This window comes from Paucilactobacillus nenjiangensis, from assembly GCF_005405445.1.
Lineage (GTDB): Bacteria > Bacillota > Bacilli > Lactobacillales > Lactobacillaceae > Paucilactobacillus > Paucilactobacillus nenjiangensis.
This window is the reverse complement of record NZ_BJEB01000006.1, coordinates 1-23,288: the sequence shown is the minus strand read 5'-3', so window position 1 is coordinate 23,288 and position 23,288 is coordinate 1. Positions and strand designations below refer to the sequence as shown.

The window sequence follows — 23,288 nt, the reverse complement described above, 5'->3', positions numbered from 1 at the left end:
TGCTCCCATCTACTTATTCAACCAACTATTATTGGTTTTCATTACACTTAATAGTTTATCACTCATTTTTTCATATCCTAGATGATTTGGATGGAAATTGTCATCTGTCGAAATATATTTGTTCAGGTTTTTATCGCTTTCTGACATGATTTTTGAAGTTACTTTTTGCGTCAGTTTATTTTGGCTATTAGTCGCAGCGTCTTCCTTAGCAAGTTTAGCTTGTTCCGCCTTAGTTGTATACTGCCCGTGTGACATCAGGTCATCAACATCTACAAAGTATGCTGGTCCATATTTTGAAAGTGTCTCTTTGCTGGTGTCGTTCCACTCATGAACCGAATCCGTCAAAGAATCAACATGAGCAAAGTATACATAGAATGGATTATAAATACTAAATAGGAATATTGGAGCATCCGTATTATATTTACGTACTTGAGTTAATAACTGATTCAATTTTTTATCATAAGTCTTTGAGCCTGAATTCAAACTTGAAGTGATCTCAGAAGTTGAACTGGCAAATGCAACTTTTTGTAATAGCTGCAATAAATCGTTACCACCAACAGTCATCACGATGACGTCCGCGGACTTGAGGTTATTTTGAAATTTTGTACTTTTGTCCAACCGTGTCAGAATTTGATCTGACCGGTCTCCTGAAACGCCATAGTTACTGGTATGTACCTTAATATCATAAGTCGAAGCGAGTTTATCCTTGATAATGCCAACATAACCACCATTTTTAGACTGATCACCAACTCCTTGGGTCAAGGAATCACCTAACGCTACCAAATTAATGGAACTTTTCGTTTGTTTAGAATCAGCCTTAGTTTGCTGAGTTACCGGGGTATTCGAGTCATGTTTTGTGATTTGCATGTATGCAATTCCGCCAATTGCTAAAACCAAAATAACTAGAATCGATACAATCCAGCCACGCTTTTTCACTATTCTTCCCCCTTTTTTCTTCCTATTTCATAAATAATCAATAAAAGGCTGAACAAACCTAGGTTTGTGCCAGCCTCACAATCTTAACTTATTCAGTATAATACAACAAACAGTATGCTCCCATACCGGTATGTGTTGCAATAATTGGAACCGTTGTTCTTTCAACGATTTCAATATCAGGGAACAATTCTGACAACTTAGCTTTCATCTTATCGACTTCGGCTCCACCGCGAACATGAGAAATCCCAATACCTTTAATTTTCTTACCTGATGCCATTTGTTGATAAACATCATCTAAAAACTTATTGATTGGTTTCATGCCTCGTCCTTTCAGACGAATTTCAATTTGTCCCTTGGCAACTTCAAGCATTAACTTGATATTTAACAAGTTTGATAAGGCACCTGAAAAACGGCTAATCCGTCCACCAGCAACTAAATTATTTAAGTTCATGATGGCAAGATAGATTTTGCTGTTATCACGCACGTGTTCTAGTTTTGTGAGAATTTCAGGCACTTCAGCGCCCTTTTCAATTAATTCAGCTGCTTCAATAATTTGGAAGGCTAAACCACGGTCTGTTTCTTGACTGTCAATTACTGTCACTTTTGTTGAACTCATGGCAGCAGCTTGTTCAGCCGCATGTACAGTCCCACTGATTGATTCCATCATATTGATACAAAGCACTTCACTTCCATCTTGACCTAAACGATCAAAGACGTCCACAAATTTACCAATTGGAGGTTGTGAAGTTTTTGGTAACGATTTAGCAGCACTCATCATATCTGGAAATTCTTCTGCGGAAATTGTTTCACGCTCCACATAAATTGTTCCGTCAATCATTACAGATAAAGGTACAATCGTAATATCATATTTTTTTATTTCATCCTCAGTTAAACCGGCAGATGAGTCAGTGACGATTTTAATTTTAGACATGACTTGACCACTCTTTCTTACAGATGTATTATGTGTTATAGTTCATCTAGTATGATAAACCAGATAAGCTAGTTTGTGCAACTTTATTTGTAAATATTTATTCAACACCGTAAATTATAGCAGAATTCACAACTGATTTCATTTCAATTAACTATTTTCTGGAGGGAAAATTATGCAACCGACCAAAACAAAAAAAACAATCATCATTGAGGTGATAAATTCAGTCACTCACGGCATTGGCGCAGCTTTAGCCATTGCAGGTTTGGTATTGTTAGTCATTCGGGCAGCTCATACAGGTAGCCCAATGAGAATCGTAACCTTTTCAATCTACGGCAGTATCCTAGTTCTATTTTATCTATCGTCAACCCTATTTCATTCACTGGTCTTTACTCGTGCCTATCACTTGTTTCAAGTGTTCGATCATTCAATGATTTTTCTATTAATTGCGGGTACCTACACCCCTTATTGTCTGGTAACAATTGGTGGCTGGGCTGGTTGGACATTGTTTGGCATTATCTGGGCAATGGCGATTGCCGGTGTCGTTTATAAAAGTATTTGGTTAAATAAGGCCAGCGTAATTTCAACCGTCATCTACATCGTGATGGGTTGGATGTGTGTGTTTGCCTTCAAACCACTCTGGGACTCATTATCACCAGTTGGATTTTACTTGTTACTTGCTGGTGGTGTCTTATATACACTTGGTGCGTTAGTTTATTTGAAACCAAATGCGTATTCGCATTTAATCTGGCACTTCTTCGTACTTGGAGGGTCAGCAACCATGTACTTTTCAATCTTATTTTACGTTTAAAGTTTTTCCCAAGTTTCAAAGTCATAAGAGTACTTATTTTTTTCATCAGGTTCAAAAGATTCACTCTGAATTAATCGCCATTGATTATAATCGATGGCGATTATTTTTGTATCGCCATTAAAATGGTCCTTAATGACAGTTCGATATAAGCGATTAACTAGCGGTAACGTCTCCGCAAATATTTTGGCGCCACCAATAATCACAATTTCTCCATCGACATCTTCAAGTTTGTCCGCCAACTCTTCAATACTGCGAACAATTTCAATACCTGCTTGTTTTTCTAAAGAATGAGAAACTACGATATTACGGCGATTTGGCAATGGCTTGCCCAGTGATAAGTAGGTGTTTGTTCCCATGACAATCGTTTTTTCGACCGTTAAGGCTTTAAAATGCTTTAAATCTGCTGGTAAATGCCATGGCATCGTATTATTTTTTCCAATGTAACCATCCAAATCTTCCGCCCAAATAAAACTAATCATATTGAACCTCCATTATTTTAAAAAAAATAGCCACAAATTGATTGTCGACTACCTTATTGTTGTTTTGTTAAACTGCAACCGGAGCTTTGATAGCTGGTTCAGGATTGTATCCTTCTAACTTAATATCATCAATATCAAGTTGGTCTAAAGGACCAATTTCATCCGGTAAAATCAATGTTGGTGCATTTTTAGGAGTTCTAGCTAATTGTGTTTCGATTTGATCAATATGGTTGTTATAAATATGGGCATCACCTAATGTATGAACGAATTCGCCCACTTCAATTCCACATTGTTTAGCAATCAAATGCGTTAATAATGCGTAGCTAGCAATATTAAATGGCACACCAAGGAAGATATCACCACTACGTTGATATAATTGACAACTCAATTTTCCATCAGCAACATAAAATTGAAACATCGTGTGACATGGTGGTAGCGCAACAGTTGGTACATCCTCTGGATTCCAAGCTGTCACAATCATCCGGCGAGAATCTGGAGTATTTTTGATTTGATCAACCACATTTTGAATCTGATCAATAGAATCGCCATTACTCTTCTTCCAATCACGCCATTGGCTACCATAGACCAGTCCTAAATCTCCATATTTTTGTGAGAATTGATCATCTTCTAAAATACGATTACAAAATTGCTTTTTTTGATCTAAATAAACTGCCTTAAACTCTGCATCTTCTTCAGCACGCAAACCAAAATCAGTCATGTCAGGACCATCGTATTCATCACTATTAACCCACTTTTCAAAGGCCCATTCGTCCCAAATGTGATTTTTATGTTCTAACAAGAAACGAATGTTAGTGTCGCCACGCAAAAACCAAAGTAATTCACTTTTGATTAATCCAAAGGGAACTTTCTTCGTCGTTAACAATGGAAAACCTTGTGATAAATCAAAACGCATTTGGTATCCAAATAATGAATGGGTTCCGGTACCAGTACGGTCAGTCTTCTTGTTGCCATGATCTAAAACGTCTTTTGCTAATTGCAGATATTGTTCTTCACCAGTTGTCGTGGTCATCAAAGTTTCCCCCTATTACCTTACTCGGCATATTCACTTAAGTATTCCCAACGAGCCATCTTTTCATCAGCTAGTTTCGAAACTTTAGTTAATTCTTCTTGATATTCTGATAGTTTCGAATAGTCAGCACCATTTTCTTCCATCAGTCGTTTCAAGTCAGTTTGCTTTTCATCAAGTTCTTCAATTTCAGTTTCAATTGTTTCCCATTCTTTTTGTTCAGAATAGGTCAACTTTTTCTTCTTTTCAGTTGGCTTTTCTTCAGATTGAGAAGTTGCTGGCTTCACTTTTTCTGGAGCAGCGACAGTCTCATTTTGTTTGGCCAAGTAATCAGTATACAAACCATTATAGCTATCAATTTGACCTTGTCCACTAAAGACCATCAGCCGGTCAGCTACTTTATCTAAGAAATAACGATCATGGGAAACAGTGATGACTGTCCCTGCAAAAGTATCTAAATAATCTTCCAAAATCGTTAACGTTCCAATGTCTAAATCATTGGTTGGTTCGTCAAGAAGCAACACATTGGGTTGTGACATTAAAATCTTTAGTAAAAACAAACGTCGCTTTTCTCCACCGGAGAGTTTCCGAATTAATGTACCGTGCATAAATCTTGGAAATAGGAATCTTTCCAATAATTGTGTGGAACTCACGGAATCCCCGTTTGAATCAGTTACGGTTTCTGCCACATCACTCAAGTAACTGAGCATTCGTTTATCACCATCAATTGGTTCAGTTTGTTGCGTGTAATAACCCAACTTGACGGTCTCACCAATTTTAACCACCCCTGAATCAAGCGGCAATTTACCAGCTAATACGTTAAGCAGGCTTGATTTACCAGTACCGTTTTCTCCGGTAATTCCAATTCGGTCGCCGGCTTGAACCAAAAGATTAAAGTCGTCTAAAATTTTATGGTTGCCAAGGGTAAGACCGCCATTGGTGATTTCAATGACATCTTTACCCAATCGTTGTTGTCCCAAATCAATAGCGATATTTTCATCAGTTTGCACGTTACCAATTGAATCTTGTAACTCATTAAAATGATTGATACGACCCTTTTGCTTAGTTGAACGAGCTTTCGCACCAGTGCGCATCCACGCCAATTCTTTTTGATACAACTGGGTCTGCTTATGTTCTTGTTCGGCTTCACGAGCAACCCGCTCTGCTTTTTGAGCCACAAAACTTTGATAGTTACCAGAATATTTGTAAAGTGCCCCAAATGAAAGTTCCCAAATTTGATTAGCAACTTCATCCAAAAAATAACGATCATGTGTGACGATAATAACTGCTCCACGATACGATTTCAAATATGACTGTAGCCAAACAATCGATTCTAAATCTAAGTGGTTGGTCGGTTCGTCCAATAATAACAAGTCAGGTGCTTCAATCAAAATTTGTGCAAAGCCAACCCGCTTTTTTTGACCACCAGATAAAGTTGAAATTTTTTGATTTAAGTTCGTAATCTTGAGTTGCGTTAAAATCGTTTTTACTTCGCTCTCAGCCGTCCAAGCATCTTGAGCATCCATTTGAGCCTGAGCACGTGTAAAACAATCGACAGCACCCTCATCTTCAGGATTTTGGCTATATTCCTCCAAAGCTGCTTCATACAGACGGATTGTTGCAAAAACTTTTTGAGCACCAGAAAAAATGGCATCTAAAATAGTTAAGCTCTCATCAAGTTCTGGTTGTTGCTTTAAATAACCGATTGAATAATCATTCGGAGTCGTAATTTGACCAGCTTCAGCACCCACTTGGCCACTGATAACGTTCAATAATGACGTTTTACCTGATCCATTTGTTCCAATGAGTCCAATTCGATCATTTTCATTGATTAAAAATGATATTTTTTCAAATAATGTTTTCTCACCATACGTACTGGTTAAATCATCTGCTCTAAAAGTCTGCATGCTATCCCTCTTCTGTTACCATCTGTGTGGCAAAACTAACCAGTTCTTCTTGCTTATTTGCTAAGTCCCCATTAACTACTTGATTTTCAATTGCAAACAAAACTTTGCCAAGCAATGGTCCTGGTTTGATGTGTGCCACTTTAATTAATTGGCCACCATCAATATTTAAGTCACTTTTATTTTTTATGGGTAAATTTTGATAAATATTTTTAATTTCATCGTTCTTAATCGTACCACCAAAGAAAGTCGCAATCTTTTGAGCAGATAATGCGCGTTCAAGTCCAGCATCATAAACTACTTTTGGGGTTAATTGTTCTGCCAATATGGCCTCTATTACTTTTTGAATTTTCAATACATCAGTAATAATTTGATTTGACGTTTTCCAAGTTTTTAAGAAATGAGTGCTGCTTCCATTTTGTAGTCCAAATAAATACGTGATAAACGTCCAAACTTCTGTATCACTATCCAGACTAGGTAACTCTGATTCAGTTAATGACTGCAGCTCAGTACGATAGATATCCATTCCTGGGCAGTATCTGTACAAATCAGTATCGATAAACGCATCCAGACCAGCTTGAACCGTCTGACCCATAAACATTTTTTCTAATTCAACTCGAATTCGCTCCACTGCAATTTTTTCCAGTAATGCAGAATTTTCTTCAATTCCAGTCAACGTGGCTGAATCAATTTTAAAATTTAATTGACTAGCAAAGCGGACGGCACGCATCATTCTTAGCGCATCTTCATGAAAACGTTCATAGGCTTCACCAACTGTACGAATCAGCTGATTGTCTAAATCCCGTAATCCATCGAACAGATCAATAATTTCACCAGTTTCTTTCATCGCTAGGGCATTGATGGTAAAGTCACGACGTTGTAAATCTTCCGATAAAGATCGGACAAAAGTTACTTCGTCTGGTCGCCTGAAATCTTGATAGCCGCTTTCGGTCCGAAATGTAGTTGTTTCGTAACCTTCTCCGTGATCTAAAATCATTACCGTCCCATGTTCAATGCCAGTATCCACGGTTCGTTTGAAAATCTTTTTTATTTCTTCAGGATATGCACTGGTTGCGATGTCAACATCATGAATGGGCTTGTTTAAAATTGTATCTCGCACACTGCCGCCAACAAAATAAGCCTCAAAACCAGCAGATTCGATTGCCTGCATGATGGGCCGAGCTTGTTCAAATTCAGTTGGTAAATTTTTAATTATCATAAAATATTTTCAAGACCTACAAATAATTCTTTTTCTGCTGAAATTTTTTCAACTGCCACAGCAACTCCACTCATAAATGAAACGCGGTCAAAACTGTCTTGGCGAATGGTCAAGCCTTCACCAGTTGAGCCAAACATCACTTGTTCATGAGCCACTAATCCAGGTAACCGGACAGCATGAATTGGAATTCCGTCATATGTTCCACCGCGGACACCAGGAATAGTTTCTTTTTCATCAGAATTACCTTGTTTGTGTGGTTTTCTGACTTTACTAATCAGCTTAGCAGTGTTCAATGCAGTACCACTTGGTGCATCAAGTTTTTGATCGTGGTGCATTTCAATAATTTCAACATCAGGCATGTATTTAGCTGCTTGTTGAGCAAATTGCATCAACAAGACGGCACTAATTCCAAAATTAGGTGCGATTAATCCACCCAATTGTTTGTTAGCTGCCAATGCTTGTAGCTCTGTAATCTGATCATCTTTCAAGCCGGTTGTCCCGACAACTGGAGAGTAGTTATGTTCAATTGCAAACTTAGTGTTTTCAAAGACAGTCGCTGGAATTGTAAAATCAACCCATACGTCAGCATCCACATCAATGTCATCAAGCTTGTCAAATACCTTTGTATTATCGGCTAACGGAGTCGCAGATGATTGTCCAGGCTGTCCATAGACTGCAACCAAATCAAAATCATCACGATCTTGAACCATTTTAACTGCATTTTGCCCCATTTTACCTGCATAACCAGCAATAATTACTTTTGTCATAATCTTCTCTCCATTCAAATAAATTCTCTATCAATCTTAACAGATTTTTCCGTCGAATTAAACGGTCTATTGTGGTCTTTCGCTGCGGGGTTTGCAGCGAGTTGTTTTTTACGTTATAGTTAAAGTAACTTTTTACGGTTTACTAATTTAAGGAGTGATGCTTTTGACTTCCCAATATCCGTTCCAATTACAATATGAAATGTATTTGAAAACGACCGAACTGGCTACCTCAACTCAAATTACTTATAGCCAAACTATCGTTAATTTTTTCAATTTTCTCACAGAATTTAATCCAGGTTTTGCACAAGATCCTTCAGTCAATAATATTTTTGACCGTGATGTATCTAACTATCTCGCCAACCTGCAAGAACAACAGTCTATTACTAATGGAAGTTACAATAAATTACTATCGCAACTAAATCATTACTTTAATTTTTTATTTAGTCATGACCTATCGACACAATTGCCCACCCTCAATTTGCATGGACAAACCAAACAAGTGAATATCAGTCATTCAACAAAATGGTTAACAATGCTATCAGAAATTTTACAAGACCATCAAATTCATGTATATACCAAAATGGTGTTGTTATTAAGTTCTAAAGGATATACCATCCAGGAATTTATGCAGCCCGGATTTTATCAAGAGTTCAATCGATTATCCGTGACTGATCCAATCGAGCAAGCCTTTATACAAGGTTTTAACTCGTTTATCAAGCCAATCCAACAACGACAAAATTCACGTGACTTATTTTTAAAACAACGAGTTAATTTATCACAACCACTACTTTCAAATGCTGGTCTCCACAAATATTTAAGTAAAGATGAACAGTATCTTGCACTTGACTTAAGTCCTAAGAAACTACATCAGTCGTATTTGTTACAACAATTAATAAAGCTCAACGACCAACCGGACTCTGTTTTAATGGAGCAGTTAAAATTGGACCCGTCTTCGTTGGCGTACTACAAACATTTATCACAACAAAATCTATAATCCAGTCAGGAAAAGGAACCGTAATACAAAATAACTTTTTGTATTACGGTTCCTTTCATGCTTGAACATTTTTAATAATCAGTTCCAGCAATCAACTTAGATCGCTTATATCTCGTAATCTTCCAACATTAAGGCCATCTCAGCATCGTCTGGGACTAAGGCTACATATTTTCTTAACGTCTCTAACATCTGGTCAAATTGACCCATTTCTCGATAATAGTAGGTCGCCTGTCTCAAGAAATCTGGTTGATCGGTGAAAAATGGTTGTGCAGCTTCAAAATACTGACCAGCTAACTCTAATTTTTCTGTATGTTGGTAAGAAATAGCTAAATTCCAATACATTTGTGGATCAACTTCATCTTGTTCAATAATTGGTTTCAACAACTCCACATTGGCGGAGTACTGATTTTGTTTCAAGAGCCAATTGCTATATTTCAAGACAATTGATAAGTTCTCTGGATTAATTTGATAAGCATCTAACAAATATTCACCAACCAATTGCTCCTCATCCAAGTGACTCGCAACGTCAGCGGCATATTCGTACAAGTTTTCATTATACTCATCGACTCCCATACCTTCTTTGAGCGTCTGTAGCGCCTGCTCCTCATCATTATCTTGTTGATAAGCCTTAGCTAAGGGCTGATATAGTGTGGCGTACTGTGGGTCTTCTTCACGCAAATTTTCCAAGGTTTCAATAGCATCTTTGGTTTGCTTTAATTGTAATTGAGTAAAACCAGTTTGAAACTTAACGTCACTCGTTTGAAACTCTGGTTTAACCTGTTCCAAATACCCTAGTGCTTGTTCAAAATGGCCACGTTGAGCTTCTGCGGTACCAATTCTACCGGCTAAGTCAACTTGTGCAAAGGTAGTTTCACCTGATTTAATCAAGTCAAAATAATACGGAATGGCTTGCTCATATTGTCCCATCATGTAATAAAATTCTGCCAAGGCAAATAAGACGACGGGTTCATCCGGGGCAATTTCATACGCATTTAGCAACTTACGTTCTGAAACTTCAAATAACTCTTGTGTTTGGTATAAATCAGCTGCCACTAATAATGATTCCAAGTAAGCTGGTGAATCTTCATTGATTTGATCTAGATAAGATAAAGCTTCATCGCTTTCCCCTTCATCAATGGCAATATCAGCTAACGCTGTTCTTAATTGATCCTCATCAGGATATTTTTCTAATAATTTTAAATATGTTCTTCTAGATTGGTTCAAAAAACCAAGTCCATATAATTCTTCAGCAAGACTATATAAAGTATCATCGTCATCGTTTCTCAAGGCTAAAGCAAACGATTTTTTGGCGTCATCTAATTGACCACCGCTCAACTGATCTAACATTGTTTCTGAATAACTCATTTTGTTTCCACCTTTCCAACCTGAACAATCATACCAAACTATCTGCGTTCATGCAGTTAAATTCACTTTTTATCAAATCAAAAACACAAAAAAACCAGCATGAATAAATTCATACTGGCAGCATTGAAGTTGTTAAATACTATTTAACAGCGTCCTTTAAAGCCTTACCTGGCTTGAATGCTGGAACCTTGCTTGCAGGGATTTGGATTTCTTCCCCAGTTTGAGGATTGCGTCCTTTACGTGCAGCACGTTCACGTACTTCGAAGTTACCGAAGCCGATTAATTGAACCTTTTCACCTTTAGCTAAAGATGATTGAACTGAACCAAATACAGCATCTACTGCTGCAGTTGCGTCCTTCTTTGTTAAACCAGTTGCAGCAGCAACATCGTTAACTAATTCTGCTTTGTTTGCCATGTAATTTCACCTCCCAACCAAAATTATAGACATAAGGATCATCTATATTGCATGTTGATTTTGAGTGGTCCAAAACCAACGAAACAAAAACGGGTAACCGCACTTTATTTCAATGACTAGATTATCATACGAAATCAATACTGGCAAGGGTTTTAGTGTCTTTTTTTATTAAAAACGTCGAAAAATTAAGGAAGTTAACCATTTTTAATTGAAATGTAACAAAAAAGTACTTTTTTGTACGTTTAAATTGGTATACACGCCAGTCTTTCAACGTTTATAAGTTTCCTACTTTATTAAAAATTTTTAAAAATAATTAAAAACGTTCCAAAATGATTTCTCCATTTTGAAACGTTAGTAATTCATCAAAATATTTCTATTTTCTCGTCCGTTTAATCAAGTGAATTGGTGTTCCAGTAAAATCAAATGCTTTACGAATTTGGTTTTCTAAATACCTCTCATATGAGAAATGCATCAATTCAGTATCATTCATAAAAATGACAAACGTTGGGGGCTGAATAGCCACTTGAGTACCATAAAAGACTCTCAAACGTTTACCATTCTTACTTGGGGTCGGATTAGCAGCAATGGCATCCATCAAAACATCATTCAGAGTTGATGACTGAATGCGACGAGTATGATGGGTATAAACTTCTTTCACCAAATCAGGAATCTTAGTTAATCGTTGCTTAGTCATTGCAGACACAAACATAATTGGCGCATAGCTCAGATATTGAAATTCAAACCGAATCAGATTTTCAAAATCTTGCATCGTATGATTGTCTTTTTCAATCGTGTCCCACTTATTGACAATAATAATCACACCACGACCAGCTTCATGCGCATAGCCAGCAATTCGCTTGTCATGTTCCCGAATACCTTCTTCAGCATTCAAAACCACGAGCACAATGTCACTATTATCAATAGCGCGCATGGCTCTTAGCATCGCATAGTGTTCAGTATTTTCGTAAATCTTCCCACGTTTTTTGATTCCGGCGGTATCGACCATCGTAAACTTGTCACCATCTTCACTCGTAAACTGAGTGTCAATCGCATCACGGGTAGTGCCGGCAACATCAGATACAATCACCCGATTTTCACCTAAAATAGCGTTGACTAAGGATGATTTACCAACATTGGGACGACCAATTAAACTAAAGCGAATGCTATCATCTTTTTCAATAACACCTTCTTCAGGAAAGTTATCAATCACAGTATCCAACAAATCGCCAAGTCCAATGCCATGGGCACCAGAAATTGGATATGGATCGCCAAAACCGAGTGAATAAAAATCATAAACTTGCGAACGTAATTCAAAATTATCGACTTTATTCACAGCCAACACAACTGGCTTATTCGAGCGGTACAAAATTTGTGCTACTTGTTCATCCGCATCAGTCATGCCACTTTGAATATCAACCAAAAAGATAATCACGTCTGCTTCATCAATCGCAATTTCAGCTTGTTGCTTGATTTGTTCAACAAATGGCGCATTAGAAATTTCAATTCCACCAGTATCAATCAGGTTAAATTCTTTTCCAAGCCATTCGCCATGTGCGTAAATTCGATCACGCGTTACACCGGGAGTATCTTCGACAATCGAGATTCGTTCACCGGCAATTCTATTAAAAATCGTTGATTTCCCAACATTAGGACGTCCAACGACTGCCACGACAGGGTTTGCCATGATATCACCTCATTTTATTGCAAAAATTAAGCCGGGAATCATCCCAGCCTAATTTAAAGTATTATTCGAATGTTGTTAGACTATTCTTTGTTATCATCTTTTAGAGCTTGTCCAGCAATTTCGCCGAGGGTAAAGCCAGTTTCTTCTTCAGGAGCATCTGCAGCCACGTTACGTGATTGTGATGGTTTCTTTTCTTCAGTAGCTGGTTTTTCTTCCAATGCTTTGATTGAAAGACCAAGACGTTGATTTTCTGGATGTACTTCTAACACTTTAACTTGAACTTCTTGTCCAGGAGTTAAAACATCAGCAGGTGTATCGATATGGTTGTGTGAGATTTGTGAAATATGAACCAAACCTTCAACACCAGGGAACACTTCAACAAAGGCACCAAATGCAGTCAAACGCTTAACAGTACCTGTTAAGACACTACCTTCTGGAGCTTTTTCAGCGATATCATCCCAAGGTCCAGGCAATGTTTGCTTGATTGATAATGAAATTCGTCCACGTTCTTGGTCTACTGAAAGCACCTTAACGTTAACTTTTTGTCCATTTTCAAGTACATCTGAAGCTTTTTCAACACGGTCATATGAAATTTCTGACACGTGAACAAGTCCATCAACACCACCAAGGTCAACGAAAGCACCAAAGTTGGTCATACGAGCAACAGTACCTTCAACGATTGAACCAACTTCAAGAGTTGCGAACAACTTCTCAGCAGCTTCTTTACGTTGAGCTTGAACAATAGCCTTATGTGAAAGGATCAAACGATTTTCGCTTGGTTCAATTTCGATAATCTTAAATTCAAGTTCTTGACCTTTAAATTCATTTAAATCTTCAACAAAGTGATTTGTAATCATTGATGCAGGAACAAATCCACGCACACCAACTTCAACCACAAGTCCACCCTTAACAACTTGGCTAACGGTTCCTGTGATTGTTTCACCAGCATCAGCTTGTTTTTGAATTTCGTCCCAAACTTTACGTGCTTCAAGACGACGATGTGATAGCAAGTAGCTACCATTTTCTTTGTCATTTCCAATTTTTGAAATAACTACCAAGTCTAATACATCCCCGACTCTAACTTCGTCTTTGACGTTTTCAACTGGCTTTGTTGATAATTCTTTTGCGGGAACAACCCCTTCAACACCGGCGCCCTCGATCCCAACAATTACTTGTCGGTCATCATCAATGGTAAGTACTTCACCCTTGACAACATCGCCAACATTTACTTCTTCTACGCTATTTAAAGCATCTAATAGGTCGTTTCTATCTTCATTTTCAGACATGAAAAATATTTCCTCCTTGCGACTCAACTGTACACATTTAATAATACCTAAAAACAACTGATAAAGCTAGTATTTAGCGTAATTCATCTTGTTTTTTTCTGATTATTTCACTAATTGCTTCAACAACTTGATTAATGTTTAATTTAGTTGTATCTAGCAAGATGGCGTCATCAGCCTGTTTTAATGGTGATACCTTGCGAGTTGAGTCTTTTTTATCTCGTAATTCAATTTCAGCTTGTAACTTATCTAATGGAGTCGTGATTCCTTTAGCGATGTTTTCATGGTAACGACGGAGTGCACGTTCATGTGCACTGGCAATCATAAAGACTTTGACATCTGCGTTGGGTAACACGGTTGTTCCAATGTCTCGTCCGTCCATCACAATGCCACCTTGGTCCGCGATGATTTGCTGTTGTTTCACCAACTCTTCACGCACTGCACCAATGGCGGCGACGGTCGAAACATTGTTTGTGATTTCTGGTTGCCGAATGGCTTCAGTTATTTCTTGGTCACCAATAAAGACCCGCTGTACTGGATCTCCTGGTAAGAATTTAATTAACGTTTGCTGTGCGATGTTCGTCACAGCTGAATCATCCGTTAAATCAACTTTAGCTTCCAGCGCCGCCACGGTAATTGCCCGATACATGGCGCCAGTGTCACAGTAGACATAGCCAAATTTTTTTGCGACTAACTTAGCCACCGTACTTTTTCCAGCAGATGCTGGTCCATCAATTGCTACCTGTAATGCTTCTGTCATTGCCTATTCCGACTCCTATTTAACTCTGATTTGTTGGCCTGGCGTTAATGTTGCTCCGCTACTCAAGCCGTTTAGTTGATACAATTCATCAACTGAAATACCGTTGTTGACTGCGACCCGGTAAGCCCCTTGTCCAGATTCAACAGTCACGTACTTTTCATCTGCATTAGAACTGCTAGAACTCGAACTAGATGTCTTTTTTTCCGAACTAGCAGAAGCTTTTTTTGAGCTAGTAACTTTACTGTTTTCTACAGAAGTTTTAGCTGAACTGGCCGAACTCTTTTTTTTACTACTAGATGCACTGGCCACCTGCTCCGTATTACTTGGATGATTAAATGAATTTTGGTGATTCACCCAATAGATGATTGGTGTGGCAGCTAAAGCAATAATTACCACAATCAACAGCGTGGTGAACATTGTATGGTGTGAAGTTTGTCGCCGTCTTCTAGTTCTTGACAGGTTACCCTCTTGATCTTTATCTTGATCATCACTAAAAGTTTTTTCCCAAGGTTTTGTTTCTTTTTTCTGTTGGTCCTCCCGATTGCCACTCATCAAGCGTGCCCCCTTTGCATTTTCATTTACTTAATTGTATCATACCGCATTTTATTTTTACTTAAGATTTTACAAAATATAGTTGATTGAGTCTACTCTGCCAACTTTGGACGTTTGGTTTTATCGATGTTTTCTCAATTTTTTTCAATCCCAGTTGTTCAATGTTTAATGGATTATCGAAACCATCACAACAGCTCTCATTGTGATTTAACAATTGTTCACCAAAATAATTCAAGATAACCGCCCGACGACACTCAGTTGTATTCACGTATTGTAGTAATTGGTCTAAATTATGGCGATTCTTTTGACGTTGCTGCTGAAAGATTTGAATAATCTGTTCCGCTTGTAAGTGCTGGGAGCGATAAAAGTCTAGTAAATCACCCACATCCCCCAACTGCTCCGCCTTAACTTGCCCAGACATAAAATCATTGACCACTGCATCACTAGGAATCGTCAAATCACTGAGATTAACTTGGATATACTCATCCCCTGGTGAATACAAAATGACCGCTAAACTTTGCTGACCATCGCGACCGGCCCGGCCAATTTCTTGCACATAATTTTCTAGGTTAGCGGGCACATGATAATGAATGACAAAGCGAATATCTTCTTTATCGATTCCCATCCCAAAGGCACTAGTAGCACAGATCACTTGGAGTTGATTGTTCATGAATTGATGTTGAATCTTGTAACGGGTGGTTTGACTCATCCCCGCATGATATGCTGCCACGTTCAGACCAGTTTGTTCTTGTAACCACTGTGCCACTTGGCTGGTTTGTTTTCGACTAGAAAAATAGACAATTCCAGCCCCACCTAACGTCTTCACTAACTGCAGTAATTGGGTTTGCTTGTCAGTTTGCGAGGTAGAAGTTTGGACGCTCAAAAAAATATTTGGGCGATTCACCGACTGTCGCACCACCGTGACTTGTCGCACCCTTAAACCTAATTTGATTAGAATGTCATCTTGCACTCGCTGCGTCGCAGTGGCGGTTAACATTAAGGTCACATCATGGGAAACGTCCGCTAACAGTGTTTTTAATAATAAGTACTGCGGCCGAAATTCAGGCCCCCACTGAGAGACACAGTGTGCTTCATCAATCACAATCATCGCAATCTTAATTTGCTTTAATTGCGCCATCACCTCTGTCTTGGTGATTGTTTCCGGTGAGGCAAAGATGTACTTGAAATGCGCTAAATGATTCATCGTAGCTTGTTGTTGAGCGCGGGTCTGAATTGAACTCAACATCGTCACCTGTTTTTCACCTAACTGACGTAACCGATTCACTTGATCTTGCATTAGAGACAATAACGGTGAAATCACAATCACGCTACCTGGTAAAATACGAGCTGGCAATTGATACAATAGGGTCTTGCCAGCGCCAGTTGGTAAAATAGCTAAGGTATCTTGGTGATTCAAAATTGCTTCAATCACCGGTTGTTGGCCTGGCCGAAAATCATCAAAGCCAAATTGTTGTTGTAAAACTTCATGTAATTGTTGCTCATTCATGACTGGTACTCCTCATAATCTGAAACAATCGAAAGTTAAAGAAATCTAGGTTCTTATCGCCACTCACATTTTGCACTTGCCAATCATCAATATTTCCAGCATATTGAGCGTCAAAATCCGCCAGTTGTTCCGCAGTTAGTAACCGCTGATATGGAAATTGAGGACCATCAAAAATAGCCGCTTCCAATAAGTGTTCGCGGACCGTGCTTAATTTCAAAAACCGTTGTTGTTCAATTTGTGCAATCGAATGATTCGCTACAAACAGTTGGTAGGTCACATAGCCACTATGACTCATCGGTGACTCAAGATGTAAGTCGGCAAATAACTGTTTTAATAACGTCGTTTGCTGATCAGCATATTGCATTAACCCGACAATTAAATCATTGGCCATAATCTCGCCATCAATTGACGGCAACTTTAGTTTTCCCGTTAACTGGTCAATCGACAAGCCGGGGCTGTCATGACCGACTAATAATTCCGTCATAAAGGTGGCTTCGGTTTCACTTAAGGTACCTAAAAAACCGGTTAACTCGTCCTTAAAATCTTGAATAATGGCCGCTGATTTGTTGGCAGCAAACCATCGCTTTACGTACCTGAGTTCATGATCTTCAAACGAAATCGGCGCATATTTGGCATTTTCATAACTAAACTCCGAAATCACCTGACTGGCAAACATCAGCCGTGGCCAGGCAGCATTCACTTGATAATTTAAATAGTCACTGGTAAACCGTGGTTGGTAGTGCTGGCTCAAGAATTGGGCTTGCACTGCTTTTCCCTGGGACGTTAATAAAATAAATTGATTATCTAGCTGTAGCAGTCCATCGTCTTGCATTTGGCGTAATTGCCCATCAAAATCAGCGCGCACTAATTGGCGGTCGCTACCGAGCCAATTTAAAATACCATAACGAAGTCCCCAAAATAACGTCGTCACTGTATGGCGATTGGTTAAGATATTCTCAATCACGCGCATCCGTCGTGGCTGTTGATCTGATAATAATGTAATTAAATAAGTGTCCACGATAAACTTCCTTGTCTTTAAGTATCGATGACCGAGCCCATCGGCTAATTAAATCCGTCCAAAATAAAAATTATCCAGCTTTTACACTGAATAATTTACTTTATACTATTAAGTTATGCGAGTTAACGGTTGGCGTCAAGGAATTTATTTGGCCGTCCGTTTCCCTAGCCAGTGGTTTAAACGTGTCGCCACAAACCAAAAGACCACCCCAACCACAATTCCCTTGATGATATTAAATGGAACTACGCCAAACAAGACCATTTGGGCCAGTGGAATTGATAATTTCATCCCAAACACAGCCATATACACCGGAATAATCACTAACCAATCTAGTAACGACATGATTACCGTCATGGTGAGGGTACTACTAATCACACCCCAACTCATCTTCTTTTTCATCGACCAGTCACGGCCCAAGAAGTAGTGATAAGGGATAATCAACGTGAGCGAAGCTAAGAAATTGCTCCCCACGCCAATCAATTCGCCTAATGACATTCCATAAATAATGGCATGTAGGAGACACTTAATCGCGGCAATACAAACTGCCCCAATGGGTCCATAAATGACTAAACCTAATAACACCGGAATATCTGAAAAATCAATTTTCAAAAACGGTGTGATTGGAATAATCGGAAATTCAATAAACATGAGGACAAAAGCCATCGCACCTAACAGTGCCATCATGACTAATTTCCGGACATTGAACTCTTTGCTGTTGCTCATCATAAAAACCTCCGTGGAGGCCATCTTCACGATTGACGTTCGAAAAGAAAAACCGCAAATCAAATAAGATTTACGGCTATTAATTAGCGAAAATCTTCTTTATACCAGACTCTACTGTCGGCACTCGGAATTCCACCGAGTTCAGCTGCACATAATGCAGGTCGCGGGCTATTACCGCCGGTCGGGAATTACACCCTGCCCTGAAGACGAACCTATTAAATTTTTTTGGCGTACTCACATACGCTTCAGTTGCATTGTATCAAATGATTTTGTAACCTTCAATACTTTTGTACCAAAAGTTATTCAGTTGTCCCTGTTTGCTTTCTCAGTTCTAGCACTTCACTCGTTCGAAGTGGGCGATATTGGCCACTAGGCACGCCTTGTAAATTCAAAAAGCCATAAGATTCCCGATGAAGTTTGATAACTTCGTGGCCAACCGCTTTCAGCATTTTCTTAACTTGATGATTGCGCCCTTCATGAATGGTTAATTGTATTAACGACGTCTTTTTTGAGGTATCGGTATCGAGTAACTTTGTTTTGGCCGGTTTAGTTTTCCGTCCATCCACTTTGACCCCAATCCGTAACTGTTTCATTTCTTCATTACGAATAATACCTTGGACCTTAGCAACATAGGTTTTTTCAAATTCAAACCGTGGATGTGTGAGTTTGTTCGCCATTTCCCCATCGTTGGTCAACAGTAACAGACCGGTTGTATCATAATCTAATCGTCCGACTGGGTAAACACGAGTAGTGACGGTGTCGGCCAAGATATCGACCACCGTCTTTCGACCCTTATCATCTTTCGCTGATGAGATCACGCCACGTGGCTTATTAAGCAGGTAATACACCAACTTAGCATGATTTAACGGAATGCCATCGACACTTACCTGGTCGTGCACACCGACTTTAATTCCTTGTTCCGTCACTGTTTCGCCGTTAACTTGGACGTGGCCTTCTGCAATCAAGACTTCTGACTTTCTACGTGATGCCACGCCGGCCTCAGCCATTACTTTTTGTAGTCGTTCCATGTTGTTCTCCTTCGCGTTGCCGCTTTTCAAATGCTTGTAAAAATAAATTGCCAGACATCTCTTCTGGGTCAATGTCGGTTTGTTCGCTCAATGGGGGTAATTGTTCTAAGGTATGTAAGCCAAAATAATCTAAGAAATAACTACTTGTAATATACAAGAACGGACGGCCTGGGGCATTTAGTCGACCATTTTCTTCAATTAAATTTTGTAAGACGAGCTTTTGCACGGTGGCGGAACTCTGCACCCCGCGAATTTCATCAATTTCTAAGCGGGTAATTGGTTGCCGGTACGCTATAATTGCCAATACTTCTAATGAAGCTTGCGACAATGGCGTACTCAATGGCACTTCAAAATAACGCTTAATGATTGGCGACAATTCTTGTTTCGTTGCCAAGCGATAGGTTTGATCACTATTTAATAAAATTAAGGCTGAATCATTATCTTCCGCATATTTTTCCGCTAATTTATCCAACATTAAACTAATTACTGGTCGCATAAGCCCAGTAATTTGCTCAATATCAGTCACAGTGATGCCCTCATCACCACTAATGAATAATAGTCCCTCAATCTGCTCCAAATTGGTCATCGTTATACCCCTCACTCTTTGGTCCGATAGCAAGTGTCAAAGGGCCAAACGTGTCATCTTGATTAATTAATATTGCTTGATGCTTAGAAAGCTCCAGAATTGCAAAAAAGGTGGTCACCAAATCTTCAACCGTCACTTGATCTTCAAACAAATCTTCGAAATTCTGGGTACCGGTAATCACTTGTTGTAAGACCGTCTTGATTCTGGCTGAAATACTTTCGGCCTCACCTTGGACCGTCTGATTCAGCGGTTGATTAATTTGTTTACGTTTCAAAACTTTATCAAAGGCGGCTTGTAATTGTTGAATGGTGACCCCTGGTGCTAATTTAGAACTAACCACTCCGGCAGGAATCCCCATCGCCTGTCGCGTATATTCTTGCTGGCGCAATTCTTCTTTTTCTTTGAGTTGCTGCGCTGCTTGTTTATAACGTTTATATTCAATTAATTGATCCACTAATTCTTGTCGTGGATCAACTGGTTCTTCATCGTCGACAAATTCATCTTCCACTGGTTCGTTTGGCAATAACATCCGACTCTTAATCGACATTAAAGTGGCCGCCATTACTACATATTCGCCTGCCACTTCGAGTTGGTTTTCTTTCATATTATGCAAGTAATCCAAGTATTGGCCAGTGATATCACTGATTTGAATATCGTAAATATCCATCTCTGAACTACGAATTAAATGCAGCAATAAATCCAGTGGTCCTTCAAAATCGCTAACTTTAATCGTTGGCTGGCTGATTGGCGAGAGATTGTCATCATTGGCCATGTTGCATTCGCCTCCAATTAGTCACGATGGGTTGTGTCTCCAACGTGCCCATCAATCGCTTGCCTGGGTACTTGTCACTAATCGCACTTAATAAGCCAAAAATATCACGACCAGTCCGGTTAGTCGGGGTAAATGATAAACGGCGAATTAAGACATAATCTTCACCGACTTCACAACAGCCGATGCCAATAAAATGATCATCTTCATCGCGCCACAAATAAACCGGCCGACTTTCACTCTTTAAATGCCATTGCATTTCTTGTTGAAGTCGAGCCAGCGGTTTTAATTCTGGTACAAACGAAAGCAGTCCCATTGCAATTTTTTCGTAATCACTACGATAGTTTACTAGCATTGAATTGCTCCTTTAAATTTCTTCAGTTTATTTTATCATTTTACGCCCGTGGATGAAATTGTTTATAAACTTCCGCCAATCGTTTTTGCGAAATGTGGGTGTAAATCTGGGTGGTAGAAATATCGGCATGACCTAATAACTCTTGGACCACCCGTAAATCAGCCCCATTTTCCAAAATATGGGTTGCAAATGAATGGCGTAAAGTATGCGGCGTGACATTCTTGGTAATTCCAGCCTTCACCACAATGGCTTTCAAATTTTTCCAAATACCTTGCCGAGTCAATTGACGGCCATGGGCATTCAAGAAAATGTATTTACTCGATTGTTGTTTTAATAGGGTTTCCCGGGCGCCATTTATATACTTCTGTAACCAGTCAATTGCAACCTCACCGATGGGAATAATCCGTTCTTTATCACCTTTTCCAAGTGGTTGAATTAGTCCCATTTCTAAATGTAACTCATCCATCGATAAATTGATTAATTCACTAACTCGCAAACCCGTTGCATACATGACCTCTAAAATCGTTCGGTCACGAATCCCGAGTGGCTTGGAAACGTCTGGCACGGCTAGCAAGCGTTCAACTTCTTCACTAGTTAAGACTTGTGGTAAATGTTGGGCCCCTTTAGGTGGATCAATATGCACCATTGGATTGGCTTCAATTTTTTCTTCATTGGTTAAGTACGAAAAAAACTGGCGTAATGTCGACACTAAATGCGCCACTGAACTTTTAGCCTTTTTTTCGTCTTGCAACTTAGCTAAATAGTTCAGCACGTCATAGCGATCAACTTTATCCCAGCTAGTAATTTTTTGTTCGGTTAGAAATTCTGAAAAGGCAACTAAGTCTTGTTTATAGCTAATAATCGTATTTTCGACTAACCCTCGTTGAATTCGTAAATAATGCAAATAATCTTGCAATATATCATTCATCGATTATTCTCCGTCTGATTTGTTTAATAACCTTAATTCACCATCAACTTGTTCCACCAAGCGTTGTTTTAATAAATTACCAATCGCCCGCTTGAATTGGCCCTTACTGATGCCAAAGACATCCCGAATCGTTTCTGGATCACTTTTATCGGTGTAAGGAATTGAATTGGTTCCAGAATGTTCCATCATTGCGACTAACATCTGGGCGTCTTCAGGAATAGCTTCATAAGCCCGTGGTTTCATCGATAAGTTCAAGGTGCCGTCTGGACGAACACCGATGACCCGTACTTTAACTTGCTGACCGAGTCGAGGTTCCACATCCCGTTCGCTCGGGTGAATAAAGCCTAGATAATATTCGTCAGTCAACACCAACGTACCGACCATTTTTAAGCGATAAACGGTGGCAGTCATATCCACGTTCTTTAAATGATCATCCGCACGGTTGGCGATGGCCGTATACATCTCTTCATCGGCTAATTGGCCCCACATCCGGTCATGATTATCAAACTTCAAGCCAATCATCAACTTATCACCTTGTTGAGGCCACAATGGCTTAACAGTAGGTAATTCATCCAATGAGACAACTACATCCTTATTAGCTAAACCAATATCCACAAACACACCTAAATCACGACGAACGGCCACAACCGTCCCGTAAGCGAAATGTTCGCGGCGAACTTCCGGAATTTTGGTTGTCATTTGGAGTTGATGATCTTCATTTTCATAAACAAAACCCTTGACCATCCCTCCAATGTGGAGTTCTTTGTCCATTTCCTGCTTGGGTAATTTGTATGTTTCACCGTCAATCTGTACAAAGTAATTGTCGTCATTATCGTCAATCATTTTGGCAGTGACAATATTTCCTAAATTTGGATTCATTATTTTTCCTCGAGATTCTTATATTCCATATCGTTATTCATTTTACACGTAAACAACTGAATATGAAAGCAGCTAACGTAGATACTTCTATTCAGGCGCTATTTTACTGCAAAAAAACTGACTAACATTAGTGGTGAATCATAATTCGACGGAATTATGATTCACCACTTTTCCTTTTTTGTTAAAGTGGTAATGAAGTTGACATGTCGAGGTTCTATTTGGCGCACCTTCTGGTGACGTCGTAACAAAAACTGGCAACTTCATTTGGTTCACAAATTAACTCGCTCGAAGTCTGTTGGCTATTTAAAGTCGTGTATTGAAAATTGAGATGAGTGAATCAGTGAATACAACTTTCATAAAGGTGGTAGTTA

The 23,288-nt window shown here is 39.1% G+C and carries 24 protein-coding genes and 1 riboswitch; of the genes, 2 read left to right on the top strand and 22 right to left on the bottom strand.

The genetic code is table 11. The features are described 5' to 3' along the window. Nucleotides 1-9: 9 nt before the first annotated feature. Both FFM59_RS01655 and FFM59_RS01650 read right to left on the bottom strand, forming a co-directional pair. Nucleotides 10-936: an SGNH/GDSL hydrolase family protein gene (locus FFM59_RS01655; RefSeq protein WP_225420267.1), complete on the bottom strand. Its 927-nt coding sequence runs from the start codon at nucleotides 934-936 to the stop codon at nucleotides 10-12. An 88-nt stretch (nucleotides 937-1,024) separates the two neighbouring features. Then, nucleotides 1,025-1,867 carry a DegV family protein gene (locus tag FFM59_RS01650; protein WP_137601324.1) on the bottom strand — a complete coding sequence of 281 codons (843 nt, stop codon included), beginning with the start codon at nucleotides 1,865-1,867 and terminating at the stop codon, nucleotides 1,025-1,027. Between the two features lie 172 nt (nucleotides 1,868-2,039). Between FFM59_RS01650 and trhA the strand changes: the two genes are divergently transcribed. Further along, nucleotides 2,040-2,675 carry a PAQR family membrane homeostasis protein TrhA gene (trhA, locus tag FFM59_RS01645; protein ID WP_137601323.1) on the top strand — a complete coding sequence of 212 codons (636 nt, stop codon included), beginning with the start codon at nucleotides 2,040-2,042 and terminating at the stop codon, nucleotides 2,673-2,675. On the opposite strand, the gene FFM59_RS01640 is transcribed toward trhA, so the two are convergent. The 5 genes from FFM59_RS01640 to dapB form a co-directional block, all read right to left on the bottom strand. Next, nucleotides 2,672-3,154, bottom strand: coding sequence for a dihydrofolate reductase (locus FFM59_RS01640; protein WP_137601322.1), 483 nt, complete (start codon nucleotides 3,152-3,154; stop codon nucleotides 2,672-2,674). The genes trhA and FFM59_RS01640 overlap by 4 nt on opposite strands. Before the next feature lie 67 nt (nucleotides 3,155-3,221). Beyond that, nucleotides 3,222-4,184 (bottom strand): thymidylate synthase, encoded by a 963-nt coding sequence (locus FFM59_RS01635; RefSeq protein WP_137601321.1) that lies wholly within the window; start codon nucleotides 4,182-4,184, stop codon nucleotides 3,222-3,224. A gap of 20 nt (nucleotides 4,185-4,204) precedes the next feature. Continuing rightward, nucleotides 4,205-6,088, bottom strand: coding sequence for an ABC-F family ATP-binding cassette domain-containing protein (locus FFM59_RS01630; RefSeq protein ID WP_137601320.1), 1,884 nt, complete (start codon nucleotides 6,086-6,088; stop codon nucleotides 4,205-4,207). A 1-nt stretch (nucleotide 6,089) separates the two neighbouring features. Next, the gene (locus FFM59_RS01625) at nucleotides 6,090-7,304 is read right to left on the bottom strand and encodes a CCA tRNA nucleotidyltransferase (protein ID WP_137601319.1); all 1,215 of its coding nucleotides are present in this window, start codon (nucleotides 7,302-7,304) and stop codon (nucleotides 6,090-6,092) included. Next, the gene (gene dapB / locus FFM59_RS01620) at nucleotides 7,301-8,071 is read right to left on the bottom strand and encodes a 4-hydroxy-tetrahydrodipicolinate reductase (protein ID WP_137601318.1); all 771 of its coding nucleotides are present in this window, start codon (nucleotides 8,069-8,071) and stop codon (nucleotides 7,301-7,303) included. Before dapB ends, FFM59_RS01625 begins: the two co-directional genes overlap by 4 nt. 163 nt (nucleotides 8,072-8,234) lie before the next feature. Here dapB and FFM59_RS01615 point away from each other — a divergent pair, with 163 nt between their 5' ends. Then, entirely contained in the window at nucleotides 8,235-9,065 is an 831-nt protein-coding gene (locus tag FFM59_RS01615) for a site-specific integrase (RefSeq protein WP_170175898.1), read from the top strand. 105 nt (nucleotides 9,066-9,170) lie between these two features. Here the strand turns inward: FFM59_RS01615 and FFM59_RS01610 are convergent, their stop codons facing one another. The 15 genes from FFM59_RS01610 to FFM59_RS01540 form a co-directional block, all read right to left on the bottom strand. Next, the gene (locus FFM59_RS01610; RefSeq protein ID WP_137601316.1) at nucleotides 9,171-10,430 is read right to left on the bottom strand and encodes a tetratricopeptide repeat protein; all 1,260 of its coding nucleotides are present in this window, start codon (nucleotides 10,428-10,430) and stop codon (nucleotides 9,171-9,173) included. A gap of 139 nt (nucleotides 10,431-10,569) precedes the next feature. Further along, a complete protein-coding gene (hbs, locus tag FFM59_RS01605; protein ID WP_137601315.1) occupies nucleotides 10,570-10,845 on the bottom strand; it encodes a non-specific DNA-binding protein Hbs in 276 nt (91 codons plus the stop codon). A 373-nt stretch (nucleotides 10,846-11,218) separates the two neighbouring features. Next, the gene (gene der, locus FFM59_RS01600; protein WP_137601314.1) at nucleotides 11,219-12,529 is read right to left on the bottom strand and encodes a ribosome biogenesis GTPase Der; all 1,311 of its coding nucleotides are present in this window, start codon (nucleotides 12,527-12,529) and stop codon (nucleotides 11,219-11,221) included. Nucleotides 12,530-12,609: 80 nt separating this feature from the next. After that, nucleotides 12,610-13,815 (bottom strand): 30S ribosomal protein S1, encoded by a 1,206-nt coding sequence (gene rpsA, locus FFM59_RS01595; RefSeq protein ID WP_137601313.1) that lies wholly within the window; start codon nucleotides 13,813-13,815, stop codon nucleotides 12,610-12,612. Nucleotides 13,816-13,888: 73 nt separating this feature from the next. Continuing rightward, complete coding sequence (cmk, locus tag FFM59_RS01590; protein WP_137601312.1) at nucleotides 13,889-14,572, bottom strand: (d)CMP kinase; 684 nt, start codon at nucleotides 14,570-14,572, stop codon at nucleotides 13,889-13,891. Nucleotides 14,573-14,587: 15 nt separating this feature from the next. Beyond that, on the bottom strand, nucleotides 14,588-15,124 hold the full coding sequence (locus FFM59_RS01585; RefSeq protein WP_137601311.1) for an SAG1386/EF1546 family surface-associated protein: 537 nt from the start codon (nucleotides 15,122-15,124) through the stop codon (nucleotides 14,588-14,590). Nucleotides 15,125-15,185: 61 nt separating this feature from the next. Beyond that, the gene (locus tag FFM59_RS01580) at nucleotides 15,186-16,631 is read right to left on the bottom strand and encodes a RecQ family ATP-dependent DNA helicase (RefSeq protein ID WP_137601310.1); all 1,446 of its coding nucleotides are present in this window, start codon (nucleotides 16,629-16,631) and stop codon (nucleotides 15,186-15,188) included. After that, nucleotides 16,624-17,649 (bottom strand): helix-turn-helix domain-containing protein, encoded by a 1,026-nt coding sequence (locus FFM59_RS01575; protein WP_137601309.1) that lies wholly within the window; start codon nucleotides 17,647-17,649, stop codon nucleotides 16,624-16,626. The genes FFM59_RS01580 and FFM59_RS01575 overlap by 8 nt, the downstream gene beginning before the upstream one ends. Nucleotides 17,650-17,793: 144 nt before the next feature. Beyond that, nucleotides 17,794-18,372: an ECF transporter S component gene (locus FFM59_RS01570; protein WP_137601348.1), complete on the bottom strand. Its 579-nt coding sequence runs from the start codon at nucleotides 18,370-18,372 to the stop codon at nucleotides 17,794-17,796. Nucleotides 18,373-18,460: 88 nt separating this feature from the next. Then, a riboswitch (FMN riboswitch) is annotated at nucleotides 18,461-18,584 on the bottom strand. Between the two features lie 87 nt (nucleotides 18,585-18,671). Then, the gene (locus tag FFM59_RS01565) at nucleotides 18,672-19,400 is read right to left on the bottom strand and encodes a pseudouridine synthase (RefSeq protein ID WP_137601308.1); all 729 of its coding nucleotides are present in this window, start codon (nucleotides 19,398-19,400) and stop codon (nucleotides 18,672-18,674) included. Beyond that, nucleotides 19,372-19,986: an SMC-Scp complex subunit ScpB gene (gene scpB, locus FFM59_RS01560; protein ID WP_137601307.1), complete on the bottom strand. Its 615-nt coding sequence runs from the start codon at nucleotides 19,984-19,986 to the stop codon at nucleotides 19,372-19,374. Before scpB ends, FFM59_RS01565 begins: the two co-directional genes overlap by 29 nt. Continuing rightward, on the bottom strand, nucleotides 19,964-20,758 hold the full coding sequence (locus FFM59_RS01555) for a segregation and condensation protein A (RefSeq protein ID WP_137601306.1): 795 nt from the start codon (nucleotides 20,756-20,758) through the stop codon (nucleotides 19,964-19,966). Before FFM59_RS01555 ends, scpB begins: the two co-directional genes overlap by 23 nt. Next, nucleotides 20,748-21,110 (bottom strand): reductase, encoded by a 363-nt coding sequence (locus FFM59_RS01550; RefSeq protein ID WP_137601305.1) that lies wholly within the window; start codon nucleotides 21,108-21,110, stop codon nucleotides 20,748-20,750. Before FFM59_RS01550 ends, FFM59_RS01555 begins: the two co-directional genes overlap by 11 nt. A 40-nt stretch (nucleotides 21,111-21,150) precedes the next feature. Beyond that, nucleotides 21,151-22,038 (bottom strand): site-specific tyrosine recombinase XerD, encoded by an 888-nt coding sequence (gene xerD, locus FFM59_RS01545; RefSeq protein WP_137601304.1) that lies wholly within the window; start codon nucleotides 22,036-22,038, stop codon nucleotides 21,151-21,153. Nucleotides 22,039-22,041: 3 nt separating this feature from the next. Then, nucleotides 22,042-22,917 carry a CvfB family protein gene (locus FFM59_RS01540; protein WP_137601303.1) on the bottom strand — a complete coding sequence of 292 codons (876 nt, stop codon included), beginning with the start codon at nucleotides 22,915-22,917 and terminating at the stop codon, nucleotides 22,042-22,044. Between the last annotated feature and the right edge of the window lie 371 nt (nucleotides 22,918-23,288).